Source organism: Ruminococcus sp. Marseille-P328, assembly GCF_964249465.1.
In the GTDB taxonomy this organism is placed as follows: Bacteria; Bacillota; Clostridia; order Lachnospirales; family Lachnospiraceae; genus Blautia_A; species Blautia_A faecis.
In genome coordinates this window covers 18,251-38,583 of record NZ_CAXUBQ010000025.1, presented here as the reverse complement: position 1 = coordinate 38,583, position 20,333 = coordinate 18,251, and the positions used below count along the sequence as shown (strand labels likewise).

Annotated in this window: 17 protein-coding genes; 16 read left to right on the top strand and 1 reads right to left on the bottom strand. The window is 44.5% G+C overall.

The annotated features are described in order from the left end of the window. Positions 1–37 precede the first annotated feature (37 nt). The 4 genes from prfA to ACESTK_RS16230 all read left to right on the top strand — a co-directional run bounded on the left by prfA (position 38) and on the right by ACESTK_RS16230 (position 4,641). Complete coding sequence (gene prfA, locus ACESTK_RS16245; RefSeq protein ID WP_118578120.1) at positions 38–1,111, top strand: peptide chain release factor 1; 1,074 nt, start codon at positions 38–40, stop codon at positions 1,109–1,111. A gap of 65 nt (positions 1,112–1,176) precedes the next feature. Beyond that, positions 1,177–2,094, top strand: coding sequence for a sugar phosphate nucleotidyltransferase (locus tag ACESTK_RS16240; protein ID WP_373120243.1), 918 nt, complete (start codon positions 1,177–1,179; stop codon positions 2,092–2,094). 112 nt (positions 2,095–2,206) lie between these two features. Then, positions 2,207–3,553: a phosphoglucosamine mutase gene (glmM, locus tag ACESTK_RS16235; protein ID WP_173718197.1), complete on the top strand. Its 1,347-nt coding sequence runs from the start codon at positions 2,207–2,209 to the stop codon at positions 3,551–3,553. Between the two features lie 2 nt (positions 3,554–3,555). Next, positions 3,556–4,641, top strand: coding sequence for a tetratricopeptide repeat protein (locus tag ACESTK_RS16230; protein ID WP_373120242.1), 1,086 nt, complete (start codon positions 3,556–3,558; stop codon positions 4,639–4,641). A gap of 102 nt (positions 4,642–4,743) precedes the next feature. On the opposite strand, the gene ACESTK_RS16225 is transcribed toward ACESTK_RS16230, so the two are convergent. After that, positions 4,744–5,628, bottom strand: a complete 885-nt coding sequence (locus tag ACESTK_RS16225; protein WP_195992896.1) for a transglutaminase domain-containing protein — start codon at positions 5,626–5,628, stop codon at positions 4,744–4,746. 338 nt (positions 5,629–5,966) lie between these two features. Here ACESTK_RS16225 and hflX point away from each other — a divergent pair, with 338 nt between their 5' ends. From hflX to ACESTK_RS16165, 12 genes are all read left to right on the top strand, one after another. Continuing rightward, positions 5,967–7,202: a GTPase HflX gene (gene hflX, locus ACESTK_RS16220; RefSeq protein ID WP_118578125.1), complete on the top strand. Its 1,236-nt coding sequence runs from the start codon at positions 5,967–5,969 to the stop codon at positions 7,200–7,202. A 387-nt stretch (positions 7,203–7,589) separates the two neighbouring features. Continuing rightward, complete coding sequence (locus tag ACESTK_RS16215) at positions 7,590–8,621, top strand: M42 family metallopeptidase (RefSeq protein ID WP_173716016.1); 1,032 nt, start codon at positions 7,590–7,592, stop codon at positions 8,619–8,621. A gap of 103 nt (positions 8,622–8,724) precedes the next feature. Further along, on the top strand, positions 8,725–9,393 hold the full coding sequence (locus ACESTK_RS16210) for a response regulator transcription factor (protein WP_118578126.1): 669 nt from the start codon (positions 8,725–8,727) through the stop codon (positions 9,391–9,393). Further along, a complete protein-coding gene (locus ACESTK_RS16205; protein ID WP_373120241.1) occupies positions 9,390–10,373 on the top strand; it encodes a sensor histidine kinase in 984 nt (327 codons plus the stop codon). Before ACESTK_RS16210 ends, ACESTK_RS16205 begins: the two co-directional genes overlap by 4 nt. Before the next feature lie 113 nt (positions 10,374–10,486). Beyond that, a complete protein-coding gene (locus tag ACESTK_RS16200; protein ID WP_118578128.1) occupies positions 10,487–11,557 on the top strand; it encodes a PTS transporter subunit IIC in 1,071 nt (356 codons plus the stop codon). 155 nt (positions 11,558–11,712) lie between these two features. After that, positions 11,713–11,844 (top strand): FeoB-associated Cys-rich membrane protein, encoded by a 132-nt coding sequence (locus ACESTK_RS16195; protein WP_148461082.1) that lies wholly within the window; start codon positions 11,713–11,715, stop codon positions 11,842–11,844. A 241-nt stretch (positions 11,845–12,085) separates the two neighbouring features. After that, on the top strand, positions 12,086–12,739 hold the full coding sequence (locus ACESTK_RS16190) for a hypothetical protein (RefSeq protein WP_373120240.1): 654 nt from the start codon (positions 12,086–12,088) through the stop codon (positions 12,737–12,739). A 348-nt stretch (positions 12,740–13,087) separates the two neighbouring features. Beyond that, on the top strand, positions 13,088–15,613 hold the full coding sequence (locus ACESTK_RS16185) for a glycyl radical protein (RefSeq protein WP_373120239.1): 2,526 nt from the start codon (positions 13,088–13,090) through the stop codon (positions 15,611–15,613). 173 nt (positions 15,614–15,786) lie between these two features. Then, positions 15,787–16,578, top strand: coding sequence for a glycyl-radical enzyme activating protein (locus ACESTK_RS16180; protein ID WP_195589674.1), 792 nt, complete (start codon positions 15,787–15,789; stop codon positions 16,576–16,578). A gap of 363 nt (positions 16,579–16,941) precedes the next feature. Further along, on the top strand, positions 16,942–18,453 hold the full coding sequence (locus ACESTK_RS16175; protein WP_148461086.1) for a 4Fe-4S dicluster domain-containing protein: 1,512 nt from the start codon (positions 16,942–16,944) through the stop codon (positions 18,451–18,453). Positions 18,454–18,510: 57 nt separating this feature from the next. After that, on the top strand, positions 18,511–19,728 hold the full coding sequence (gene pepT, locus ACESTK_RS16170) for a peptidase T (protein WP_237963172.1): 1,218 nt from the start codon (positions 18,511–18,513) through the stop codon (positions 19,726–19,728). A gap of 195 nt (positions 19,729–19,923) precedes the next feature. Continuing rightward, on the top strand, positions 19,924–20,067 hold the full coding sequence (locus ACESTK_RS16165) for a hypothetical protein (RefSeq protein ID WP_173718189.1): 144 nt from the start codon (positions 19,924–19,926) through the stop codon (positions 20,065–20,067). Positions 20,068–20,333: the final 266 nt, after the last annotated feature.

Genomic DNA, 20,333 nt, shown 5'->3' with positions numbered 1-20,333 from the left:
ATATAAGTAAAGAGAAGAACATAACAGGAGGAAAACCATGTTTGACAAGTTGGACGATTTGCTCATACGTTTCGAGGAAGTTCTGAATGAGCTGGGTGAGCCAGATGTAACATCTAATCCAGATCGTTTCCAGAAACTTATGAAGGAACAGAGCGACCTGCAGCCAATTGTGGATACCTATAAGGAATATAAGAAAAATAAAGAAACCATTCAGGACAGCCTTTCCATGCTGGAAGAGGAGAAGGATGAGGATATGAGAGAAATGCTCAAGGAAGAGCTTTCCGATGCCAAGAAGCGTGTGGAAGAGCTGGAGCATGAACTGAAGATCCTTCTTCTGCCTAAGGACCCTAACGATAATAAGAACGTTATCGTGGAGATCCGCGCCGGTGCCGGTGGAGATGAGGCTGCTCTTTTTGCAGCTGAGATCTACAGAATGTATGTAAAATATGCAGAATCCAGGCGCTGGAAAACAGAGATGATGAGCTTAAACGAGAATGGAATCGGCGGATTCAAAGAGGTTACCTTTATGATAAACGGTGCCGGAGCTTATTCCAGACTGAAGTATGAGAGTGGTGTACACCGGGTACAGAGGGTTCCAGAGACGGAATCCGGCGGAAGAATCCATACATCCACCTGTACGGTTGCAATTATGCCGGAAGCTGAGGAGATTGATTTCCATCTGGATATGAACGACTGTAAATTCGACGTATTCCGTGCTTCCGGAAATGGCGGACAGTGCGTCAATACTACAGACTCCGCAGTACGACTGACCCATATTCCTACAGGAATCGTAATTTCCTGTCAGGATGAGAAGTCCCAGCTGAAGAATAAGGATAAGGCGTTAAAGGTTCTTCGCTCACGTCTGTATGAGATGGAGCTGGCCAAACAGCATGACGCAGAAGCAGAGGCGCGAAGAAGCCAGATCGGTACAGGTGATCGTTCCGAGAAGATCAGAACCTACAATTTTCCACAGGGACGTGTAACAGATCACCGTATCAAACTTACACTTCACAGACTGGATAACATTCTGAATGGAGATCTGGATGAAATCATCGACAGCCTGATCGCAGCAGACCAGGCAGCGAAATTGAGCAATCTGCAGGAACAGTAAACTTAGAGCCTTTTTCAAACACGCTCTAAAACAACAATCATATGAAAAATGGGAGGGTATTACCTATGAAAAAAACAGCTCTTGTAATTATGGCAGCCGGAGTTGGAAGCAGATTTGGAAATGGAATCAAGCAGCTTGCACCAGTTGGACCAAATGGTGAGATCATTATGGATTATTCCATCAGAGACGCATTGGAGGCTGGCTTCAATAAAATTGTATTTATTATCCGTAAGGATCTGGAAGAAGAATTTAAAAGCACCATTGGTGCAAGAGTAGAGAAGATCGCAGAAGTTGCGTATGCATATCAGGAAATGGAGAAGCTTCCGGAAGGCTTTGTGAAACCGGCAGACAGAACCAAACCATGGGGAACCGGCCATGCTGTTATCTGCGCAAGAGAGTTCCTTACAGAGCCATTTGCAGTTATCAATGCAGATGACTATTATGGAAAGGAAGCATACGTAAAAGTACATGATTATCTGGTTCGGGAGCAGCCAGCAGATGATGTTCTGCATATTTGCATGGCAGGTTTCCGTCTTGGAAACACCTTAAGTGATAATGGAAGTGTTACAAGAGGACTTTGCCACATTACAGACGGCAAGCTTACAGGGGTTACCGAGACACACAACATTTTTAAAACAGCAGATGGCGCTGAGAGCCGCGAAGATGGACAGCCGGCAGAGAAGCTTGATTTAAATGAGCTTGTTTCCATGAACATGTGGGGACTGACTCCTGCGTTTATGGATACTTTATACGATGGATTTGTAGAGTTTCTTCAGAATGTAAAAGCTGGTGATATCAAGGCAGAGTATCTTCTTCCGGTTATGATTGATACATTGATCCAGAAGGGAACTGCCCAGGTAGATGTGCTTGAAACAAAGGATAGCTGGTTTGGTGTAACTTACCAGGAAGATAAAGAGGTTGTGATCAAAGCTTTTAAAGAGCTTACCGAGGCTGGCGTATATCCAAACGGACTTTACAAATAAGATTATCAGATACTGTATATTGTAATTGTTTGCAGTTTTGCCTGAAAATATGGAAAAGAATGTATGATTCCTATATGCTTTCAGGTGTAATAAGCAAGGAGGATAATTAGATATGGGAAAATATTTTGGAACAGACGGATTTCGTGGAGAGGCGAATGTTCAGCTGACAGTTGATAATGCGTTTAAAGTAGGACGTTATGTAGGCTGGTATTATGGACGTGACCATAAGGCGAAGATCGTAATCGGAAAAGATACCAGACGAAGCAGCTATATGTTTGAGTATGCCCTTGTTGCAGGACTTACCGCTTCCGGAGCAGATGCTTATCTTCTGCATGTAACCACTACTCCAAGTGTATCCTTTGCGGTTCGTACAGAGGATTTTGACTGCGGTATTATGATTTCCGCAAGCCATAACCCATTCTATGATAATGGAATCAAGCTTCTGAATGGAAACGGACAGAAGATTGAGGCTGAGATCGAGGAGCGTATTGAGGCCTACATCGATGGCGAGATCGAGGAGCTTCCTCTTGCACGCAAAGAAGACATTGGACGTACTGTTGATTTTGCTTCCGGACGAAACCGCTATATCGGATACCTGATCTCCATTCCAAGCCGTGATTTCAAAAATGTAAAAGTTGGACTTGACTGTGCCAACGGAAGTTCATCCGCAATTGCAAAAAGTGTTTTCGAGGCACTTCAGGCGAAAACTTATGTGATCAACAATCAGCCGGATGGAACTAACATCAATACAAACTGCGGTTCCACCCATATTGAAGTCCTTCAGAAATATGTGGTAGACAATGGCCTGGACATTGGATTTGCCTATGATGGAGATGCTGACCGTTGTATCGCAGTTGATCATCGTGGAAATATCATCGATGGTGACAAGATTATGTATGTCTGCGGTAAATATCTGAAAGAGCAGGGGAAACTGAATGGAAATACTGTTGTTACCACAGTGATGTCCAATATGGGACTTTACAAAGCTCTGGAGCGTGAAGGAATGCGTTATGAGCAGACTGCCGTTGGTGACAAATACGTTGCCGAGAATATGATGGCAAATAACTACAGCATTGGTGGAGAACAGTCCGGACATATTATTTTCAGCCGTTATGCAGCTACAGGTGATGGTATCCTTACTTCTCTTATGGTCATGGAAGCATGTGTAGATAAGAAGTCTACCTTATGTGATCTTGCCAAAGAGATGAAGGTTTATCCTCAGGTTCTTCGAAATGTACGTGTAGCAGATAAGAAGACTGCGCGTGAGAACCCGAAGGTGGTTGAAGCAGTCGAAGCAGCAGGAAAGGCACTTGGCGATTCCGGACGTATTCTGGTCCGCGAGAGTGGTACAGAGCCGCTGATCCGTGTTATGGTGGAGGCCGAGACAGATGAGCTCTGCCATCAGTATGTAGACAGTGTTGTGGAAGTAATGGAAGCCGAAGGACTGATCGTTGGTTGAGAATGAAAATCAGAAAAACAGCATTAATATTGACAGCGGTCATGGGGCTTTCCCTTCTGGCTGGCTGTGATAATGAAAAACAGCAGATTTTTAAGGAAGCAGAGAAAGATCTGGAGCAGGGCAGCTATGAGTATGCGCTGGATGAATTTACTACTTCTGTGAATAATGGTGTGAAGCCTGCAGTGTCTTACCGCGGGATTGGAATCTGTCAGCAGCGTCTGGGAAATTATGATGATGCCATTACTGCCTTTACCAGTGCTCTTGGCGAGGAGAAAGTAAGTAAAAGTATGGCCCGGGACCTGTATCTGTATCGTGCTACGGCACGTCTGCAGGCTGGCTATCTGGATGATGCCATGGCAGACTGTCAGGTGCTTGCCCAGAATTATGAGATGGATGCAGATGCCTGGTTCCTTACTGGAAAGGTTGCCCTGGAAATGGATGTCTATGATGAAGCTGCCTCTGATTTTGAGCAGGCATATGGGGAAGATTCCAGCTATGACCGGGCCATCCAGATCTACGAGACGTACCTGGATAAGGACATGGAAGCGGATGGAACCAGGTATCTGGAGGCTGTTTTGTCTACAGATGCAAAGGGAGCAGAGGATCTTTGCAGCCGGGGAAGAATCTATTACTATATGGGAGATTATACCAATGCCCAGAAAGAGCTGACAGATGCTTCCAATCAGGGAAGTACAGAGGCACTTCTGGTTCTTGGAATGGTCTATGGCGCTCAGTCAGATTACGCAAATGCCCGGGCAATGTACCAGCAGTACATCAATCAGAAGCTGGATGATACGTCCGGGGATCAGACACAGACTGCCGCACAGGGATACAATGGACTGGCAGTGTGCGATATGGCAGAAGGAAATTATGATTCTGCTTTGGAAAATATCAGCAGCGGAATTTCCATTGCTTCCGATGATGAAATGCAGAGCTTGTTATTTAATGAAATTGTAGCTTATGAGAAAAAACTGGATTTTTCCACAGCGCAGGAGAAAGCTGTGTCTTATGTCGGAATGTATCCGGAGGATGAAGAAGCTGCGAAAGAGCTTGATTTCCTGAAATCCAGGACTGGAAGTAATGAATAGGAAACAGAGAAGGTTCTTGAAGCTATTTTTATAATCATAAAAGGATTTGAAATCTGAGGCAATATTGAATGCCGGATTTCAAATCCTTTTTTGGTAATATACTCAGATCTTTTTTACATAAAGGCGGTTGCCACGATACATGGGGCGGCCGTTCACGCCACTGAGATCGTAGGACATTGCAAAGTAGGAATCCACGCTGCTTACAAGCGCCCAGTCAGGATCATAGACCTTTCCACCAATTTCAGCCCAGCCGTGACCGCCGGAGCAGATTACATAAACTTTTTTCATGCCTACAGCGTTTGCGAGGTAGGCGAAAGCTGCTGCATAGGAAACACAGTCACCTCGTCCGCCGCGGAAAAACATATCTTCGGCGAAATCCTTTTCCCAGTCCTGTGTATTTCTGAATTCACGCCAGCAATAGTAGGTGTACTGCTTCTTGACGTAATCAAAGCTGGCACGGAGGCGCTGCATTTTGTTCATTCCTGGTCTGCTGATCTTTTCTACAATCTTGTTCGCTTCTGTCATTAGCTTCAGCTTGCGCAGGTTAGAACCGGATTTGCTGGCACGTCCGGAAGCATCAAGAGCGATACCATTTATAGTGGTGGAGGTCAGCATGTATGCGCCGGTGGTTCCTGTGCTGATACGGAAAAAGTAGTAATCATTTTTGATTTTTTTCCAGCCGTAACGCTGAATTCCATTTTTGTCAAAAAAGTAATAGCGGGATCCGATTTTGACCTTGCCTTTGACTTTCTTGCCGCGAGCATTGTAATAGTAGTGGCGGCCCTTGATGGTCTTCCAGGTACCAGAAGAGGAACTGGAAGCTTGTCCCTTACCGGAATGGGTCTTCTTATTGGTGACAGTGGAAGAAGATTTCGCAGTTTGGGAAACAGATGTCCGGGCAGCTGCCTGGGTGGGAAGAGTACCTGTCAGGAGCGTACAGGACAGGCAAAGGCATGCTGCAAGAGTTTTGAGATTTTTCTTTTTCATAGGTTCCTCCTTTTTTGGTCTTTTACTATTATTATATACTATATGAGATCTGAACTGTAGTTGTTGTTTTCAGATCTGAAATATGTTACTGTTCACTCCGTTCACAGTAACGCGCTTCGCGATGCACAGAAATCATGCATTCGCATGATTTCGCGCCGCAATTCTCGGGTTTTCTGTGAACTTTGTTCACAAAAAACGCCTCGCGGAACGTTACCAGTGAACAGTAACTGAAATATACCTCTCCCAAAAGGAATGGGTTTGTGTTATACTCTAACAGATGATTTTCAGATAGAAAAGTAACTGAAAGTTAGTTTATGGATGATCCGGAAGGAGGATTTATGGAATATATTGAAGAAATACAGGAGCAGGTGATTCTGGTTGGCGTTCAGCTGGATGAGAACGATAATGTGAAAGAATCCCTGGATGAACTGGAGGAGCTTGCAGATACTGCCGGAGCTCAGACAGTGGGAAAAATTATCCAGAACCGTGAGACTGTACATCCTGGAACTTATATTGGAAAAGGAAAGATCGAGGAGGTACGTGCTCTTATGCTGGCCACGGATGCTACAGGAATCATCTGTGACGATGAACTTTCCCCGGCACAGATGAACAATCTGGAGCATGAGCTGGAATGTAAGGTAATGGACAGAACTCTTCTGATCCTTGACATTTTTGCAAAACATGCCACTACCAGCGAGGGAAAGATTCAGGTTGAGCTTGCACAGCTCCGTTACAGAGCATCCAGACTGGTAGGACTAGGTGCGTCTTTGTCCAGACTTGGAGGAGGAATCGGAACCCGAGGTCCTGGAGAGAAGAAGCTGGAGAGCGACCGACGTCTGATCCGAAAGAGAATCACAGCGCTGAAGGAAGAGCTTTCCCAGGTAGAGAAGCACAGAGAACTGCTCCGTACCGGACGTACCCGGGGAAAGATGAAGACTGCGGCGATCGTGGGCTATACCAATGCGGGAAAATCCACTTTACTGAACACTTTGACAGGCGCAGGTGTTCTTTCCGAGGACAAGCTTTTTGCCACTCTGGATCCGACTACGCGGGCTCTGACGCTGGATGACGGACAGCAGATCCTGCTTACCGATACGGTTGGATTTATCCGTAAGCTGCCACACAATCTGGTTGAGGCGTTTAAGAGTACGCTGGAGGAAGCCAGGTACGCGGATTACATCATTCATGTGGTGGATTGCTCCAATCCCCAGGCGGTGCAGCAGATGGAAGTGGTTTACGACACTTTGCAGGAGCTGGAAGTTCAGGGGAAAAAGACCATTACATTGTTTAATAAGGTGGATATGGGAGCGGCTATCCGTATGCGCGACAGCAATGCAGACCACACTTTGAAGGTATCTGCGAAAACAGGGGAAGGCCTTGAGGATTTAAAGGCACTTCTGGGGAAAATTCTTTCCGAAGAGCAGATTTATGTGGAAAAGCTTTTTACCTATCAGGAGGCTGGCAAGATTCAGCTGATCCGGGAATATGGACAGCTGCTTTCGGAGGAGTACACAGATACTGGAATTCTGGTGAAAGCCAGAGTGCCACAGGAAATTCATGGGAAGCTTATGTGACGCAGCCAGACCTGTGGAATTGGCAAAAAGTATGGGTTTATAAAGTTATCACATTTGAGGATAATAAGTAAATATAATGATATGAGTGTCAAAAGGTCTTTTGACACTCATTTGATACCCAGATTGCTACGCAGCTACGCTGCTCCCGCAATCCTCCAAATATTCGAAATCCGCTGATTTACTGCGTAAATCGCTACTTTCTCATATTTGGCGTGTCCCAAGTTCAAAAGCCTTATCGTGCAAGCACGAACAGCTTTTTGACCTTTTGACACTGGTATCATATAATGTTATCGCTTAAAAGTAATTTCTGTGAGGCGCATTGCTATACAGAAAGTGAAGAACGATAGGTAAGAAGACTAAAATTTGTAAAAAACAGGAGAGAATATCATGGGAAAATACACAGATTACATTATGAAAACAGCACAGGATCTGCTTTCAGTGCCAAGTCCAAGTGGTTTTACCCACATGGCAGCAGATTTTGTAAAAAAAGAATTTGAAAAGCTGGGCTATGAGCCGCAGATCACCCAGAAGGGGGCTGTGCTTGTAAAGCTTGGAGGAAAAGACGATGAGAATGCAGTGGTTCTGGCAGCTCACATGGATACTCTTGGCGGAATGGTCTGCCAGATCATGGACAACGGACATCTGAAACTGACTAATATCGGCGGTATGAATCCAAACAATGCAGAGGCTGAGAATTGTAAGGTTTATACAAAGTCCGGCAAAGTATATGATGCAACTTTCCAGCTGGAGAATGCGTCTGTTCATGTAAACGGCGAGTATAGCGATACCAAACGTACTTATGAGACGATGGAGGCCATTCTTGATGAGCCGGTGAAGAATAAAGAGGATGTGAAAAAACTTGGAATCATGACAGGCGATTTTGTCTGCTTTGATCCAAGGACAGTTGTGACTGAGAGCGGATACATCAAGAGCCGTTTCCTTGATGATAAATTCAGCACTGCTATTCTTCTCGGCTATGCTAAATATCTGAAAGAGAAAGAAATTCAGACAGAGCGTACCATTTATGTACTGATCACTTCTTATGAGGAAGTGGGACATGGTGGATGTGCCGCTATCCCAGATGGAGTGACAGAGATGATCTCCGTAGATATGGGATGTGTTGGAAAAGGCCTGGAATGTGATGAAACCATGGTTTCAATCTGCGCTAAGGACAGTATGGGACCATATGATTACCAGGTGGTTTCCGGTCTGATCAAGGCTGCACAGGAGAATGACATTGCGTTTGCTGTGGATGTGTATCCTCATTATGGCTCTGATGTGGATGCGGCACTGAAAGCAGGCTATGATATGAAGCATGGTCTGATCGGACCGGGAGTTTACGCATCTCATGGATACGAGCGGTCACACAGGGATGGAGCGAAGAATACACTGAAATTACTGAAGGCATATTTAGGATAAAAGTCCTGCGCGGTAGCGCTAAAGGCGCGGAACAATCGACTTTCATTTGGGGTGATGTCTGCGCAGGCAGACATGTCCGTTTAGAAGAAAAACTTGATTAAAAATGTATAAAATCTTAATAATAGAAGATGACGAAATTATTGTACAGATAGTAAAGCGACATTTGGAATCCTGGGGATATGAGGTCTTTCAGATCGAAGATTTCACTCATGTGATTCAGGAGTTTGTGCAAAAAGATCCACAGCTGGTGCTGCTGGATTTGAAACTGCCGTTTTTTAACGGTTTTCATTGGTGTGAGGAAATCCGCAAAATTTCACAGGTACCGGTGATGTTTCTGTCTTCAGCGGCTGACAATATGAATATGGTAATGGCCATGAGCCGGGGGGCAGATGATTTTATCGCGAAACCTTTTGATCTGGATGTGTTAACTGCGAAGGTGCAGGCTGTGCTTCGCAGAACCTATGCCTTTGGTCAGAACAACAGTCTTCTGGAAAGGGGCGGCGTAGTGCTGAATCCTGGAAATGGGACGATTTCAGTGGATGGAAAGCTTGCAGACCTGACGAAAAACGAATTGAAGATATTGCAGATACTATTTGAACATCAGGGGCATGTTGTATCCAGAGAGTCGATTATGACAAAACTGTGGGAGAGCGACAGCTTTGTGGATGACAATACTTTGACAGTAAACATCACAAGAATCCGTCGGAAGCTGGAAGGTCTGGGTGTAGAGAACTTCATTATCACCAAAAAAGGCCTGGGGTACATGGTATGATTAAATATCTGAAAACCAGATGGAAAACAGGTGTTTTGGCTTTACTTATGGTAGCGGTAACGGCTGGAATCCTTTTTCTGTATGATATTCCGCTGGAGCCTGTAGGTTATGTGGCAGTTTTTGAAATGCTGCTGACAGGCCTGGGGCTTATGTGTGATTACCATAAATACCGGAAAAAGCAGGAAAGTCTGCTTTACATAAGAGACTGCGGCAATTTTTCAGAAGAATGTCTGGAGGCTCCGGAGAATGAAAATGAGGCTATTTACCGGGAAATCTGCCGTAGTCTGGATGAGAAGAGAATAGAGGCTGAGAATCAGAGAAGTGCTTTTGGTACAGAATTGACAGACTTTTATACGCTGTGGGTTCACCAGATCAAAACACCTATTGCTGCAGCAAGACTGCTTCTTCAGGAAGAGAAGCCCAGACCTCAGGAGATTCAGAATGAGCTTTTTAAGGTGGAGCAGTATGTGGAGATGGTGCTGGGGTATCTTCGAACGGAGGATATGGCTTCAGACATCCGCTTTGAGGAAGTGGATATGGATTCTCTGATTCGTGAGCAGATTCACAAATTTGCCAGAATATTTATTGGGAAAAAGCTTTCTCTGGAGTATCAAGAGGTATCGGAAACGGTGCTTACAGATGAAAAATGGCTTGGCTTTGTGTTGGGACAAATTTTATCAAATGCACTGAAATACACAAAAAAAGGAAAAATATCCATCTATATGAGCATATCCAGGCCGCATACGCTGGTGATCGAAGATACTGGAATCGGAATCCGTGCCGAAGATTTGCCCCGGGTTTTTGAAAAGGGGTTTACTGGCTATAATGGACGTGAAGAGAACAGGTCTACTGGAATTGGGCTTTATCTTTGCGGAAAGATTATGAAAAGGCTGGATCACGGAATCAGGATAGAGTCGGAGCTTGGAAAAGGGACGAAGGTATTTCTTGAACTGGGAAGGAAGAAGATGGATCTATATTAGAGCGTGTTCGGAAAAAACAATCTCGCAGTCTGCATGCCCCACTTTTCGGTGTATTTTGCAGATTGCAAGATTAATTTTTTACATGCTTTAGATGGTGGGGACAAGGAGAGAGTATGAAAGCGATAAAGAAGGTTTTAAACAATATTTTTATTGATGGTTTAAGCGGAATGGCTTTGGGGTTGTTTTCTACTTTGATCATCGGAACTATTTTGAAACAGATTGGTGATTTGATGGGCGGTACATATGGCACTTATTTAAGTGCATTTGCAGTGGTTGCCCAGAGGCTTACAGGTGCCGGAATCGGCATCGGTGTTGCGTATAAATTCCGGGAATCTACTTATGTGCTGTTGTCGGCTGCGGCAGCAGGAATGATCGGGGCTTATGCATCAAACCTTATTGCAGGAACCCTGTTGTCTGATACAGGGGCATTAGTGTTATCCGGTCCTGGGGAGCCTCTTGGAGCGTTTGTGGCTGCATATGTGGGAATTACGATTGGGAGGCTGGTTGCCGGAAAAACAAAACTGGATCTTCTTATTACACCAGCAATCACCATCCTTTCCGGTGGTGCTGTAGGGATACTGGTAGGACCGGGAGTATCAAGCTTCATGACATGGCTTGGCAACCTGGTAAACTGGGGAACTGAGCAGCAGCCAATCCTAATGGGAATTGTGGTTTCTGTCATCATGGGAATGGTACTGACTTTGCCAATTAGTTCTGCAGCTCTTGGAATTATTCTGGGGCTGAATGGCGTGGCAGCGGGTGCGGCAACGATCGGATGCTGCTGTCAGATGATTGGATTTGCAGTGACAAGTTTTAAGGATAATGGCGTGGGCGGTCTTTTTGCCCAGGGAATTGGAACCTCCATGCTGCAGATCCCTAATATTATGAAGCGTCCGCTGATCTGGCTGCCTCCTACACTGGCATCTGCTATTTTAGGCCCAATTGCCATTATCGGGCCTTTCCATATGACAAACAATGCGACAGGCTCCGGAATGGGAACATCAGGTCTGGTTGGACAGATCATGACTTACCAGACTATGGTGGCAACAGAATCACCGGTGCTGGTAATTCTGAAAATTGTATTGTTCCACTTCCTACTTCCGGGACTGTTATCCTATGTGATTTACCGAGGAATGCGAAATATGGGATATATTAAAGACGGACAGATGAAGCTGAATGTGTAAGGAATATAAAATAAATATTGACATCTAATGAATGTTAGAATATACTAACAGCATAAATCGTTGTTATATTTATTGGTGAAAATTCGTACAGTGTTTGGGAAATGGTATAGAAGCCTTCGGCAAGCACGTTTCGGCTAACCGGAAAGGAGTATAGTATGGGAACAGTAGTTGTTGGTGCTATCGTAGTCGTAATAGCAGGTCTGGCAGTGAGAAGCATTGTGAAAGATAAGAAAAGCGGAAAAGGCTGCAATGGGAACTGCGGAAGCTGCGGTGGACACTGCCACTAAGGTGTGAATGAGGCACTGGTATTTTACATAGCTGGTAAATAAGAAGATGAGGAAACTGCTGTATTGGAGAAATCTGATATGGCAGTTTTTTTATTGATAAAAAACAGAATGTGACAAACCCGCGAAAGAATTGCGCACACATTTTGGCACAGATTGTAAATGGGTATAAACTGTTATAAAATCAAAAATGTATATATATATTGTATTCTGTAATGTCCATATCATGAAGGGAGTGTTGAAAATGAAAAAGTCACTAAAAAAAATAATAATGGTTGTTCTGACATTTGCTATGATGTTTGCAATGACCGTGCCTGCTTACGCAAAAGAGGCATTTAAAATTCTTAAGACAAATGCAACTATTTATTCTTCTAAAACTATGGAAAATCGCAGATGCTACAATCCGGATGAACTTATTGCCTACATTGGAAAAAGAAAAGTAGTTGTGGAATCCAGTAATACAAAAGTTGCAACTGTAAAGATAAAGGATAATGCTATTTGGGCTACGCCCCAAAAAGCTGGCACAACAACTATTACTGTGAAAACTGAACGGGAAACTTACAAATGTACATTTACCGTGTATAAATATGTAAATCCTGTTTCTTCTGCAAAGGTGGGAAAGCTCACAATTAAAGGAACTGCTTTTAAAAAAAATGCAATTTATAATCTGCGTTATTCCAAATATAAAAATAAGAGTATCGCATTTAAATTTAATCTGAAAAAAGGTTGGAAACTCAGAGGGGGAATATCGTATGCAAGAAGTAACTGGGGTGTAGCAAAGATGTCACCAAATGGCAGCAAAATAAAAGTTGCAGGAGGATCTGGATTTCTTGCTGTTGCATTGGCTGAAAATATCAAGACGGGGCAGAGAGAAAGAATACACATATATTTCAAATAAATTGATAACTTTCAACGTATGGCACTGAACTGCTATATAATTTGTGTGGAGATATAATTTGAAAAGCGTTTTCTGAAATCAAAATATGAAAATCGGAAAACGCTTTTTGTTTAACCTGGTATCTTAATAAAAACAACGAAAAACCACAAAAATCAACCAAAAACACCAACCAAAGCAACAAAAACAGTGTTGAATTATGTTGACACCGCATAGCAAATGACGTATAATGAGCATAGAAAACTATGTCATGGAACAACGGACATTTATGTTGCCGACAGAGAGAATATTGTGTTTTGGAGATACAGAATACTATTTCATATGCCGGGACATCCATGAGAAAGGAGAACCATGGAAAAATACAATTCAAGTGAGATTCCGAAATCTTCCAGAATTACCCGTCTGGTAGATCATCTCTATGCCAAGATGCCGGAGATCGAATCTTACAGAGCGAAGCTGATCACAGAGTCCTATAAGGAGACGGAAGACCAGCCGATCATTACCAGAAGAGCGAAAGCTTTTTCCCACATTTTACATAATATTCCGATCATCATCCGTGATGAGGAACTGATCGTGGGAAGTAACTCCATTGCACCGAGAGGATGCCAGACATTCCCGGAATTCTCATTCCAGTGGCTGGAAGATGAGCTGGATACGGTTGCCACCAGAACTGCTGATCCATTCTATATTTCAGAGGAGGCCAAAGCAGATCTTCGCGAGGTACACAAATACTGGAAAGGCAAGACTACCAGTGAGCTTGCCACAGCATATATGGCACCAGAAGCCATTCGTGCAATTGATCACAATATTTTTACACCGGGAAACTATTTCTATAATGGTGTAGGACATGTTACCGTAAAATACTGGGAAGTTCTTGAAATCGGATACGAAGGCATTATGGCGAAAGCACAGGCTGAGCTGGATAAATGCAATGTGGGGGATGGAGATTACGCAGAGCGTTCCCGTTTCCTGGAAGCAGTTATCATGAGCTGCCAGGCAGTGATTGATTATGCAGACAGATATGCAAAGCTTGCCCTTGAAATGGCAGAGAAATGTACAGATCCACAGCGTAAAGCAGAGCTTCTTGTGATTGCATCCAATTGCAGCAAGGTTCCGGCGAAGGGAGCTACCAATTTCTGGGAGGCGTGTCAGTCCTTCTGGTTTGTGCAGCAGCTTCTCCAGATGGAGTCTAGCGGACATTCCATTTCCCCAGGACGTTTCGACCAGTATATGTATCCTTATTATAAGAAGGATATTGAGAGCGGCGCGATTACCAGAACAGCAGCCCAGGAGCTTCTTGATTGCATCTGGGTAAAATTAAATGACCTGAATAAAGTCCGTGACGCAGCATCTGCAGAAGGCTTCGCAGGCTACAGTCTGTTCCAGAACCTGATCGTAGGAGGTCAGGATAAAGATGGCAATGATGTGACCAATGACCTTTCCTTTATGTGTATTGAGGCATCCATGCATGTACATCTTCCGGCTCCGTCCCTTTCCATCCGTGTATGGAATGGTTCTCCTCATGACCTTCTGATCAAGGCAGCAGAGCTTACCAGAACGGGTATCGGACTTCCGGCTTATTATAACGACGAGGTAATCATCCCGGCACTGCAGAACAGAGGACTTTCCCTGGCAGATGCCCGTGAGTACAATATCATCGGATGCGTAGAGCCTCAGAAAGCAGGTAAGACAGAGGGATGGCATGACGCAGCATTCTTTAATATGTGCCGTCCGCTGGAGCTTGTATTTGGCAATGGTATGGATCAGGGTGAGATGGTTGGTATTCCTACCGGCGATGTTACCCGGATGGAAACCTTCGATGAGTTTTACGATGCTTACAAGAAACAGATGGAATACTGCATCTCCCTTCTTGTAAATGCAGATAATGCCATCGACGTAGCACATGCAAAGCGTTGCCCGCTTCCATTCCTTTCCAGTATGATCGATGACTGTATCGCCCGTGGAAAGACTGTACAGGAAGGCGGCGCAGTTTATAACTTTACCGGTCCCCAGGGATTTGGTATTGCAAACATGGCAGATTCCCTCTATGCGATTCGCCAGCTGGTTTACCAGGAGAAGAAGTTTACAATGGAGGAGCTGAAAGAAGCTCTTGCATGGAACTATGGCAAAGGCCTGGATGAGCAGTCTGTGAAAGAGATCACAACCGGCATCTTAAGAGAGATGACCGAGAGCGGTGCCAAGGTTGATGCGGATACTGCAGCAGCTGTCCTGAAATCTGTTATGAATGCCCAGATGGCACCTGAGAAGATGGCTAGATATCAGGAAATTCACGACATGATCGCAGAAGTTCCGAAATTCGGAAATGACATTCCGGAGGTTGACTACTTCGCAAGAGACGTAGCTTACACATACACAAGACCGTTACAGAACTTTAAGAACCCAAGAGGCGGACAGTATCAGGCGGGACTTTATCCGGTATCTGCAAACGTACCTCTTGGTGGACAGACTGGTGCTACACCAGATGGAAGATATGCACATACTCCGGTTGCAGACGGTGTTTCCCCATCCGCTGGCAAGGATGTGAACGGACCTACTGCAGCAGCAAGCTCTGTTGCAAAACTGGATCACTTCATCGTATCCAATGGTACTCTGTTCAATCAGAAATTCCATCCGTCAGCATTGTCTGGACGTGAGGGTCTTGAGAAGTTCGTTGCACTGATCCGTTCCTACTTCGATCAGAAGGGAATGCATATGCAGTTTAACGTTGTAAGCAGAGAGACACTGCTGGATGCACAGGCACATCCGGAGAACTATAAGCATCTGGTTGTACGTGTGGCTGGTTACAGTGCACTGTTTACCACACTTTCCAAATCTCTGCAGGATGACATTATCAGAAGAACTGAGCAGGGATTCTAAAACGAAAGTCAGCAGACTCTTATGCAGGAGAGTTATAATTGCCCCATAGCTCACTTCTTAGCGAGATGATAAGTGTGGATGTGAATGGAAACTTTCTGCGAAAAATATAAATGGAATTGCTGGTGGCTTCGTTAAGAGAAGTCTGCTGGCACTTCCGTATAATGGAGATATCTATGGAATATTTAGACACTACAGGGCGTATTTTCGACGTCCAGCGTTATTCCATCCATGACGGTCCTGGAATCCGTACCATTGTGTTTTTGAAAGGCTGTGTGCTCAGATGCCAGTGGTGCTGCAATCCGGAATCCCAGGAATATAAGATCCAGACAATGAAAACTCCAGACGGCGTGAAGACCATGGGACGAGACGTAACTGTCCGCGAGATGATCGAACTGGTAGAGAAGGATCGCCCATACTACTACCGTTCCGGCGGCGGAATGACACTTTCCGGCGGCGAATGTCTCTGTCAGCCGGAATTTGCCCGTGACCTTCTTCGCGCAGCGAAAGAGCGTGGAATTAATACAGCTATCGAGAGTATGGCTTGTGTTCCCTGGAAAAATATAGAGATGGTACTGCCTTATCTGGATACTTACCTGATGGATATCAAGCATACCAATCAGGAGAAGCATAAGCAGTTTACAGGCAAGCCCAATGGACTGGCTCTGGAGAACGCCAGAAAGGTAGCTCTTTCTGGCCAGACCAATCTGGTGATTCGTGTACCTGTCGTTCCAACGTTCAATGACAGTGTGGAGGAAATCAAGTCTATTGCTTCCTTTGCATCTACATTGCCAGGTGTGAAGAAGATTCACCTTCTTCCCTATCACCGTCTGGGACAGGATAAGTACGACTGGCTTGGAAGAGAATACAAGCTGCCGGAGATACTTCCTCCAGAACCGAAGCATATGGAACTTTTGAAAAAAGCAGTGCATTCCGTCTGTGATCTGGATTGCCAGATAGGTGGATGAAATAATATTTTATGTGAAAATTTTGAAGAAAGACATTGTGTGGAGAAATCTGTACAGTGTCTTTTTTTGCGCGCATTTCTTATTTAATGTGTTGGGAGGGTGAAAAGTTCTTCAGGAGGGACACATTTGAACAACTTTCAACACACTAAAAGAAAGCCTTTTTCATACATGCTCCAGGAAAAGAAATTGGAAAAAGATTTGCTTAAATTATAATTTTTTTGTATGATAGGTGGTATAATAAATACTTGATGAATTTATATCAACTATTTAAAAAAGCGGAGAAAGAAAACTTTATAAAGACAGTTAGATTGATTGCGGTAAAATCTGGCTGGTGCAAAATACTACAGCATAAGGAGAAAAAGAATGAGAGGACTATACTCATCAAAGACAAAAATCAGACACCAGATTTTTACTGAAATTGCCCGGCTTGCCTATGAGGGCGACATTGAGAAAGAGATGGATGATCTTCCGTACAAAATTCTTCCAGGAGAGATTGCAACATATCGTGACAGTATTTTTCTGGAGAGAGCTATCGTAGGAGAGAGACTGCGTGTGGCAATGGGACTGCCTCTTCGAAACATTTCCGAGCATGCGCCAATTTCCAAGGGCGTAGAAGCCAGCTTGATCGAAGAGAAATATTATGAGCCGCCCCTTATCAATATTATTAAATTCGCCTGCAACTCCTGTCCGGAGAAGCGTGTGATTGTCACAGAGGGCTGCCAGGGCTGTCTGGAACATCCTTGTCAGGAGGTCTGTCCCAAGCAGGCTATCCACATGGAAAACGGGCGGTCTGTGATCGATCAGGAGAAATGCATCAAATGTGGAAAGTGTCTGGAATCCTGTCCATATAATGCCATTATCAAGCAGGAGCGTCCGTGTGCCAAGGCCTGTGGAATGAATGCCATCCATTCAGACGAGTATGGCAGAGCAGAGATCGACTATGACAAGTGTGTTTCCTGTGGAATGTGCCTGGTAAGCTGTCCGTTCAGTGCCATTGTAGATAAGGGACAGATTTATCAGACCATTATGGCATTAAAAAGTGATACACCAGTTTATGCCATTGTAGCGCCGGCTGTGGCAGGTCAGTTTGAACCGGAATTGAAGAATACCCAGCTTCGGGGAGCTTTTAAGGCGCTTGGATTTACGGATATTAAGGAAGTGGCTGTGGGTGCAGATCTTTGCACCATTGAGGAGGCTAAGGACTTCATGAAGGAAGTGCCGGAGAAAATTCCGTTTATGGGAACCTCCTGTTGCCCGGCATGGTCTGTTATGGCAAAAAAGACGGTTCCACAGCTTGCCAACTGCATTTCCATGGCGCTTACTCCCATGGTACTGACTGCCAGACTTCTGAAGCAGGAAGAGCCAGACTGCAAGATCGTGTTTGTAGGACCATGTGCAGCCAAGAAGCTGGAGGCAAGCCGTAAGTCGGTTCGAAGCTATGTGGACTTCGTTCTCACCTTTGAAGAGGTGAAAGGCATGTTTGATGCCAAGGATGTTGATTTTGCCAGCCTTCCGGAGGAAGAGCCTCTTACCCAGGCCAGTAGTGACGGTCGTGGCTTTGCTGTTAGCGGCGGTGTGGCAGCCGCAGTTGTGAAAGCTGTAAAGCGTATGGATCCGGATCGCGAGGTGAAGGTAGTCAGTGCTAACGGACTTCAGGAGTGTAAAAAGATGCTGATGGCAGCCAAAGCAGGGAAATACAACGGATATCTGCTGGAAGGCATGGCGTGTCCTGGCGGCTGCATAGCAGGTGCCGGAACGGTGCAGACTGTAAAGAAGGCGGGAGTGGCACTGGAGAAGATGAAGAAGGAAGCGTCTTTTGAAGAATGTATGGATACTTCATTTGGCGGGGAACTGGAGAAACTGGAAGAGCTGTAAAATTATTTAGCCGAGCTGCTTGAAAATAAAGAATACATGAGAAGGAGAAAAGCAAAAATGCGTGCATACGAACGTTTATTAAATTATGTGAAAGTATATACCACAAGCGAGGATGAGCAGGAGAACGTGCCATCCACCAGCCGTCAGTTTGACCTGGGAAACCAGTTGGCAGAGGAACTGAAAAAGATAGGAGTTCAGGCTGTGCGCATTGATGACAAGTGCTATGTTTATGGTATAATCCCGGCAACAGAAGGACTTGAGGATAAGCCGGCCATTGGTTTTATTGCACATATGGACACGGCACCTGATTTCTCAGGAGAGAACGTAAATCCTCAGATCATCCCGAATTATGACGGTGGAGATGTGAAACTGGGAGAGAGCGAATATGCCCTTACTTTGAAAGATTTCCCACACCTTTCCTCTTTAAAAGGCAGAACCTTGATCACTACAGATGGAACTACGCTTCTTGGGGCTGATGACAAGGCTGGCGTAGCAGAAATCATGACCATGGCAGAGCAGATTATCACTGAGAGTATTCCTCATGGAAAAATCTGCATCGGTTTTACCCCGGATGAGGAGGTCGGCTGTGGTGCAGACTTCTTCGATGTAGAAGGCTTTGGGGCTGATTTTGCCTACACTGTAGACGGCGGCGCTGAGAATGAGATTGAATACGAGAACTTCAATGCCGCAGGTGCAAAGGTAAAGATCAAAGGTTTTTCCGTACATCCAGGCAGCAGTAAGAATACCATGATCAATGCAGCGCTGGTTGCCATGGAGTTTAACAACATGCTTCCAGCAGGAGATACTCCGGCCAATACAGAAGAGTATGAGGGATTTTTCCATCTCTGCGAAATGAGCGGAGATGTATCCACGGCAAGCCTTGACTATATCATCCGCGACCATGACAGTGCCATGTTTGCCTGCCGCCAGGAGATGATGTGGCATATTGCCAAACTTCTCAATGAAAAATATGGTGAAGGTACTGTGACGCTTACTATGAAAGAGCAGTATCGTAATATGAGAGAGATGATTGAGCCTTGTATGCATCTGATCGATAATGCGAAGAAGGCTGTGCAGCAGTCCGGACTGAATCCTGAGACAGTTGCAATCCGCGGCGGCACAGATGGCGCAAGACTTTCCTTCATGGGACTGCCTTGTCCGAACCTTGGAACCGGCGGCTATGCCTTCCACGGACCATGCGAACACATTACCGTTGAAGGAATGGATTATGCCGTGGAGAATCTGAAGAATATTGTGAAGCTGTACGCCTGCTGATTCGGGCAAGAAAAAGCATTGGTGAGATCCATGATTTTTTAAACATGTTTTAGAAAAAAGCATCTGTCGAATCGTAACTGACAGATGCTTTCTTCATCTCAAATTTAAACAAAATTTTACATGTCCGAGACAACAAGCTGCTTTTTTTCCTTATAATTATCTTGAGAAAAAAGCTAAAAAGGAGAACTGATCTACTTGAAGTACCAGAAAATTGTAAATAATAAGGAAATTAATGCATATCTGAAAAAGGGAGACGCCAATCTGGGGACAATGGGATTTACAGAAGTAACCTACATAAAATCATACAAAACAGAGCCCCTATATTTATGCAATATGTAGAAGCCCCAAAATAATGATAAAAATTAAAAAAAATAGTTGTTAAAAGATTGTCATTGTGGTATCTTAATGAGAGCGGAGAAAACCAATATTTTATGCGGAGACGAAGAGGGAAAAGTCCTTTTGTTGAGAATTGTTTGTCAAGAAACACATAGTGACATGACTTGAACCAGGAAAACAGGAAGAAAATTCTCTGTGTTTCTGGTTTAGGCCATGTCACAAGGCAGAAAATAAAGTTTTTACCCGCTTTTTTTCTAACTGTGATTGTT

Bases quoted from the DNA above. Each gene is read 5' to 3' on its own strand.
- prfA (WP_118578120.1), top strand. From the start codon at position 38: ATGTTTGACAAGTTGGACGATTTGCTCATACGTTTCGAGGAAGTTCTG.
- ACESTK_RS16240 (WP_373120243.1), top strand. From the start codon at position 1,177: ATGAAAAAAACAGCTCTTGTAATTATGGCAGCCGGAGTTGGAAGCAGA.
- glmM (WP_173718197.1), top strand. From the start codon at position 2,207: ATGGGAAAATATTTTGGAACAGACGGATTTCGTGGAGAGGCGAATGTT.
- ACESTK_RS16230 (WP_373120242.1), top strand. From the start codon at position 3,556: ATGAAAATCAGAAAAACAGCATTAATATTGACAGCGGTCATGGGGCTT.
- ACESTK_RS16225 (WP_195992896.1), bottom strand. From the start codon at position 5,628: ATGAAAAAGAAAAATCTCAAAACTCTTGCAGCATGCCTTTGCCTGTCC.
- hflX (WP_118578125.1), top strand. From the start codon at position 5,967: ATGGAATATATTGAAGAAATACAGGAGCAGGTGATTCTGGTTGGCGTT.
- ACESTK_RS16215 (WP_173716016.1), top strand. From the start codon at position 7,590: ATGGGAAAATACACAGATTACATTATGAAAACAGCACAGGATCTGCTT.
- ACESTK_RS16210 (WP_118578126.1), top strand. From the start codon at position 8,725: ATGTATAAAATCTTAATAATAGAAGATGACGAAATTATTGTACAGATA.
- ACESTK_RS16205 (WP_373120241.1), top strand. From the start codon at position 9,390: ATGATTAAATATCTGAAAACCAGATGGAAAACAGGTGTTTTGGCTTTA.
- ACESTK_RS16200 (WP_118578128.1), top strand. From the start codon at position 10,487: ATGAAAGCGATAAAGAAGGTTTTAAACAATATTTTTATTGATGGTTTA.
- ACESTK_RS16195 (WP_148461082.1), top strand. From the start codon at position 11,713: ATGGGAACAGTAGTTGTTGGTGCTATCGTAGTCGTAATAGCAGGTCTG.
- ACESTK_RS16190 (WP_373120240.1), top strand. From the start codon at position 12,086: ATGAAAAAGTCACTAAAAAAAATAATAATGGTTGTTCTGACATTTGCT.
- ACESTK_RS16185 (WP_373120239.1), top strand. From the start codon at position 13,088: ATGGAAAAATACAATTCAAGTGAGATTCCGAAATCTTCCAGAATTACC.
- ACESTK_RS16180 (WP_195589674.1), top strand. From the start codon at position 15,787: ATGGAATATTTAGACACTACAGGGCGTATTTTCGACGTCCAGCGTTAT.
- ACESTK_RS16175 (WP_148461086.1), top strand. From the start codon at position 16,942: ATGAGAGGACTATACTCATCAAAGACAAAAATCAGACACCAGATTTTT.
- pepT (WP_237963172.1), top strand. From the start codon at position 18,511: ATGCGTGCATACGAACGTTTATTAAATTATGTGAAAGTATATACCACA.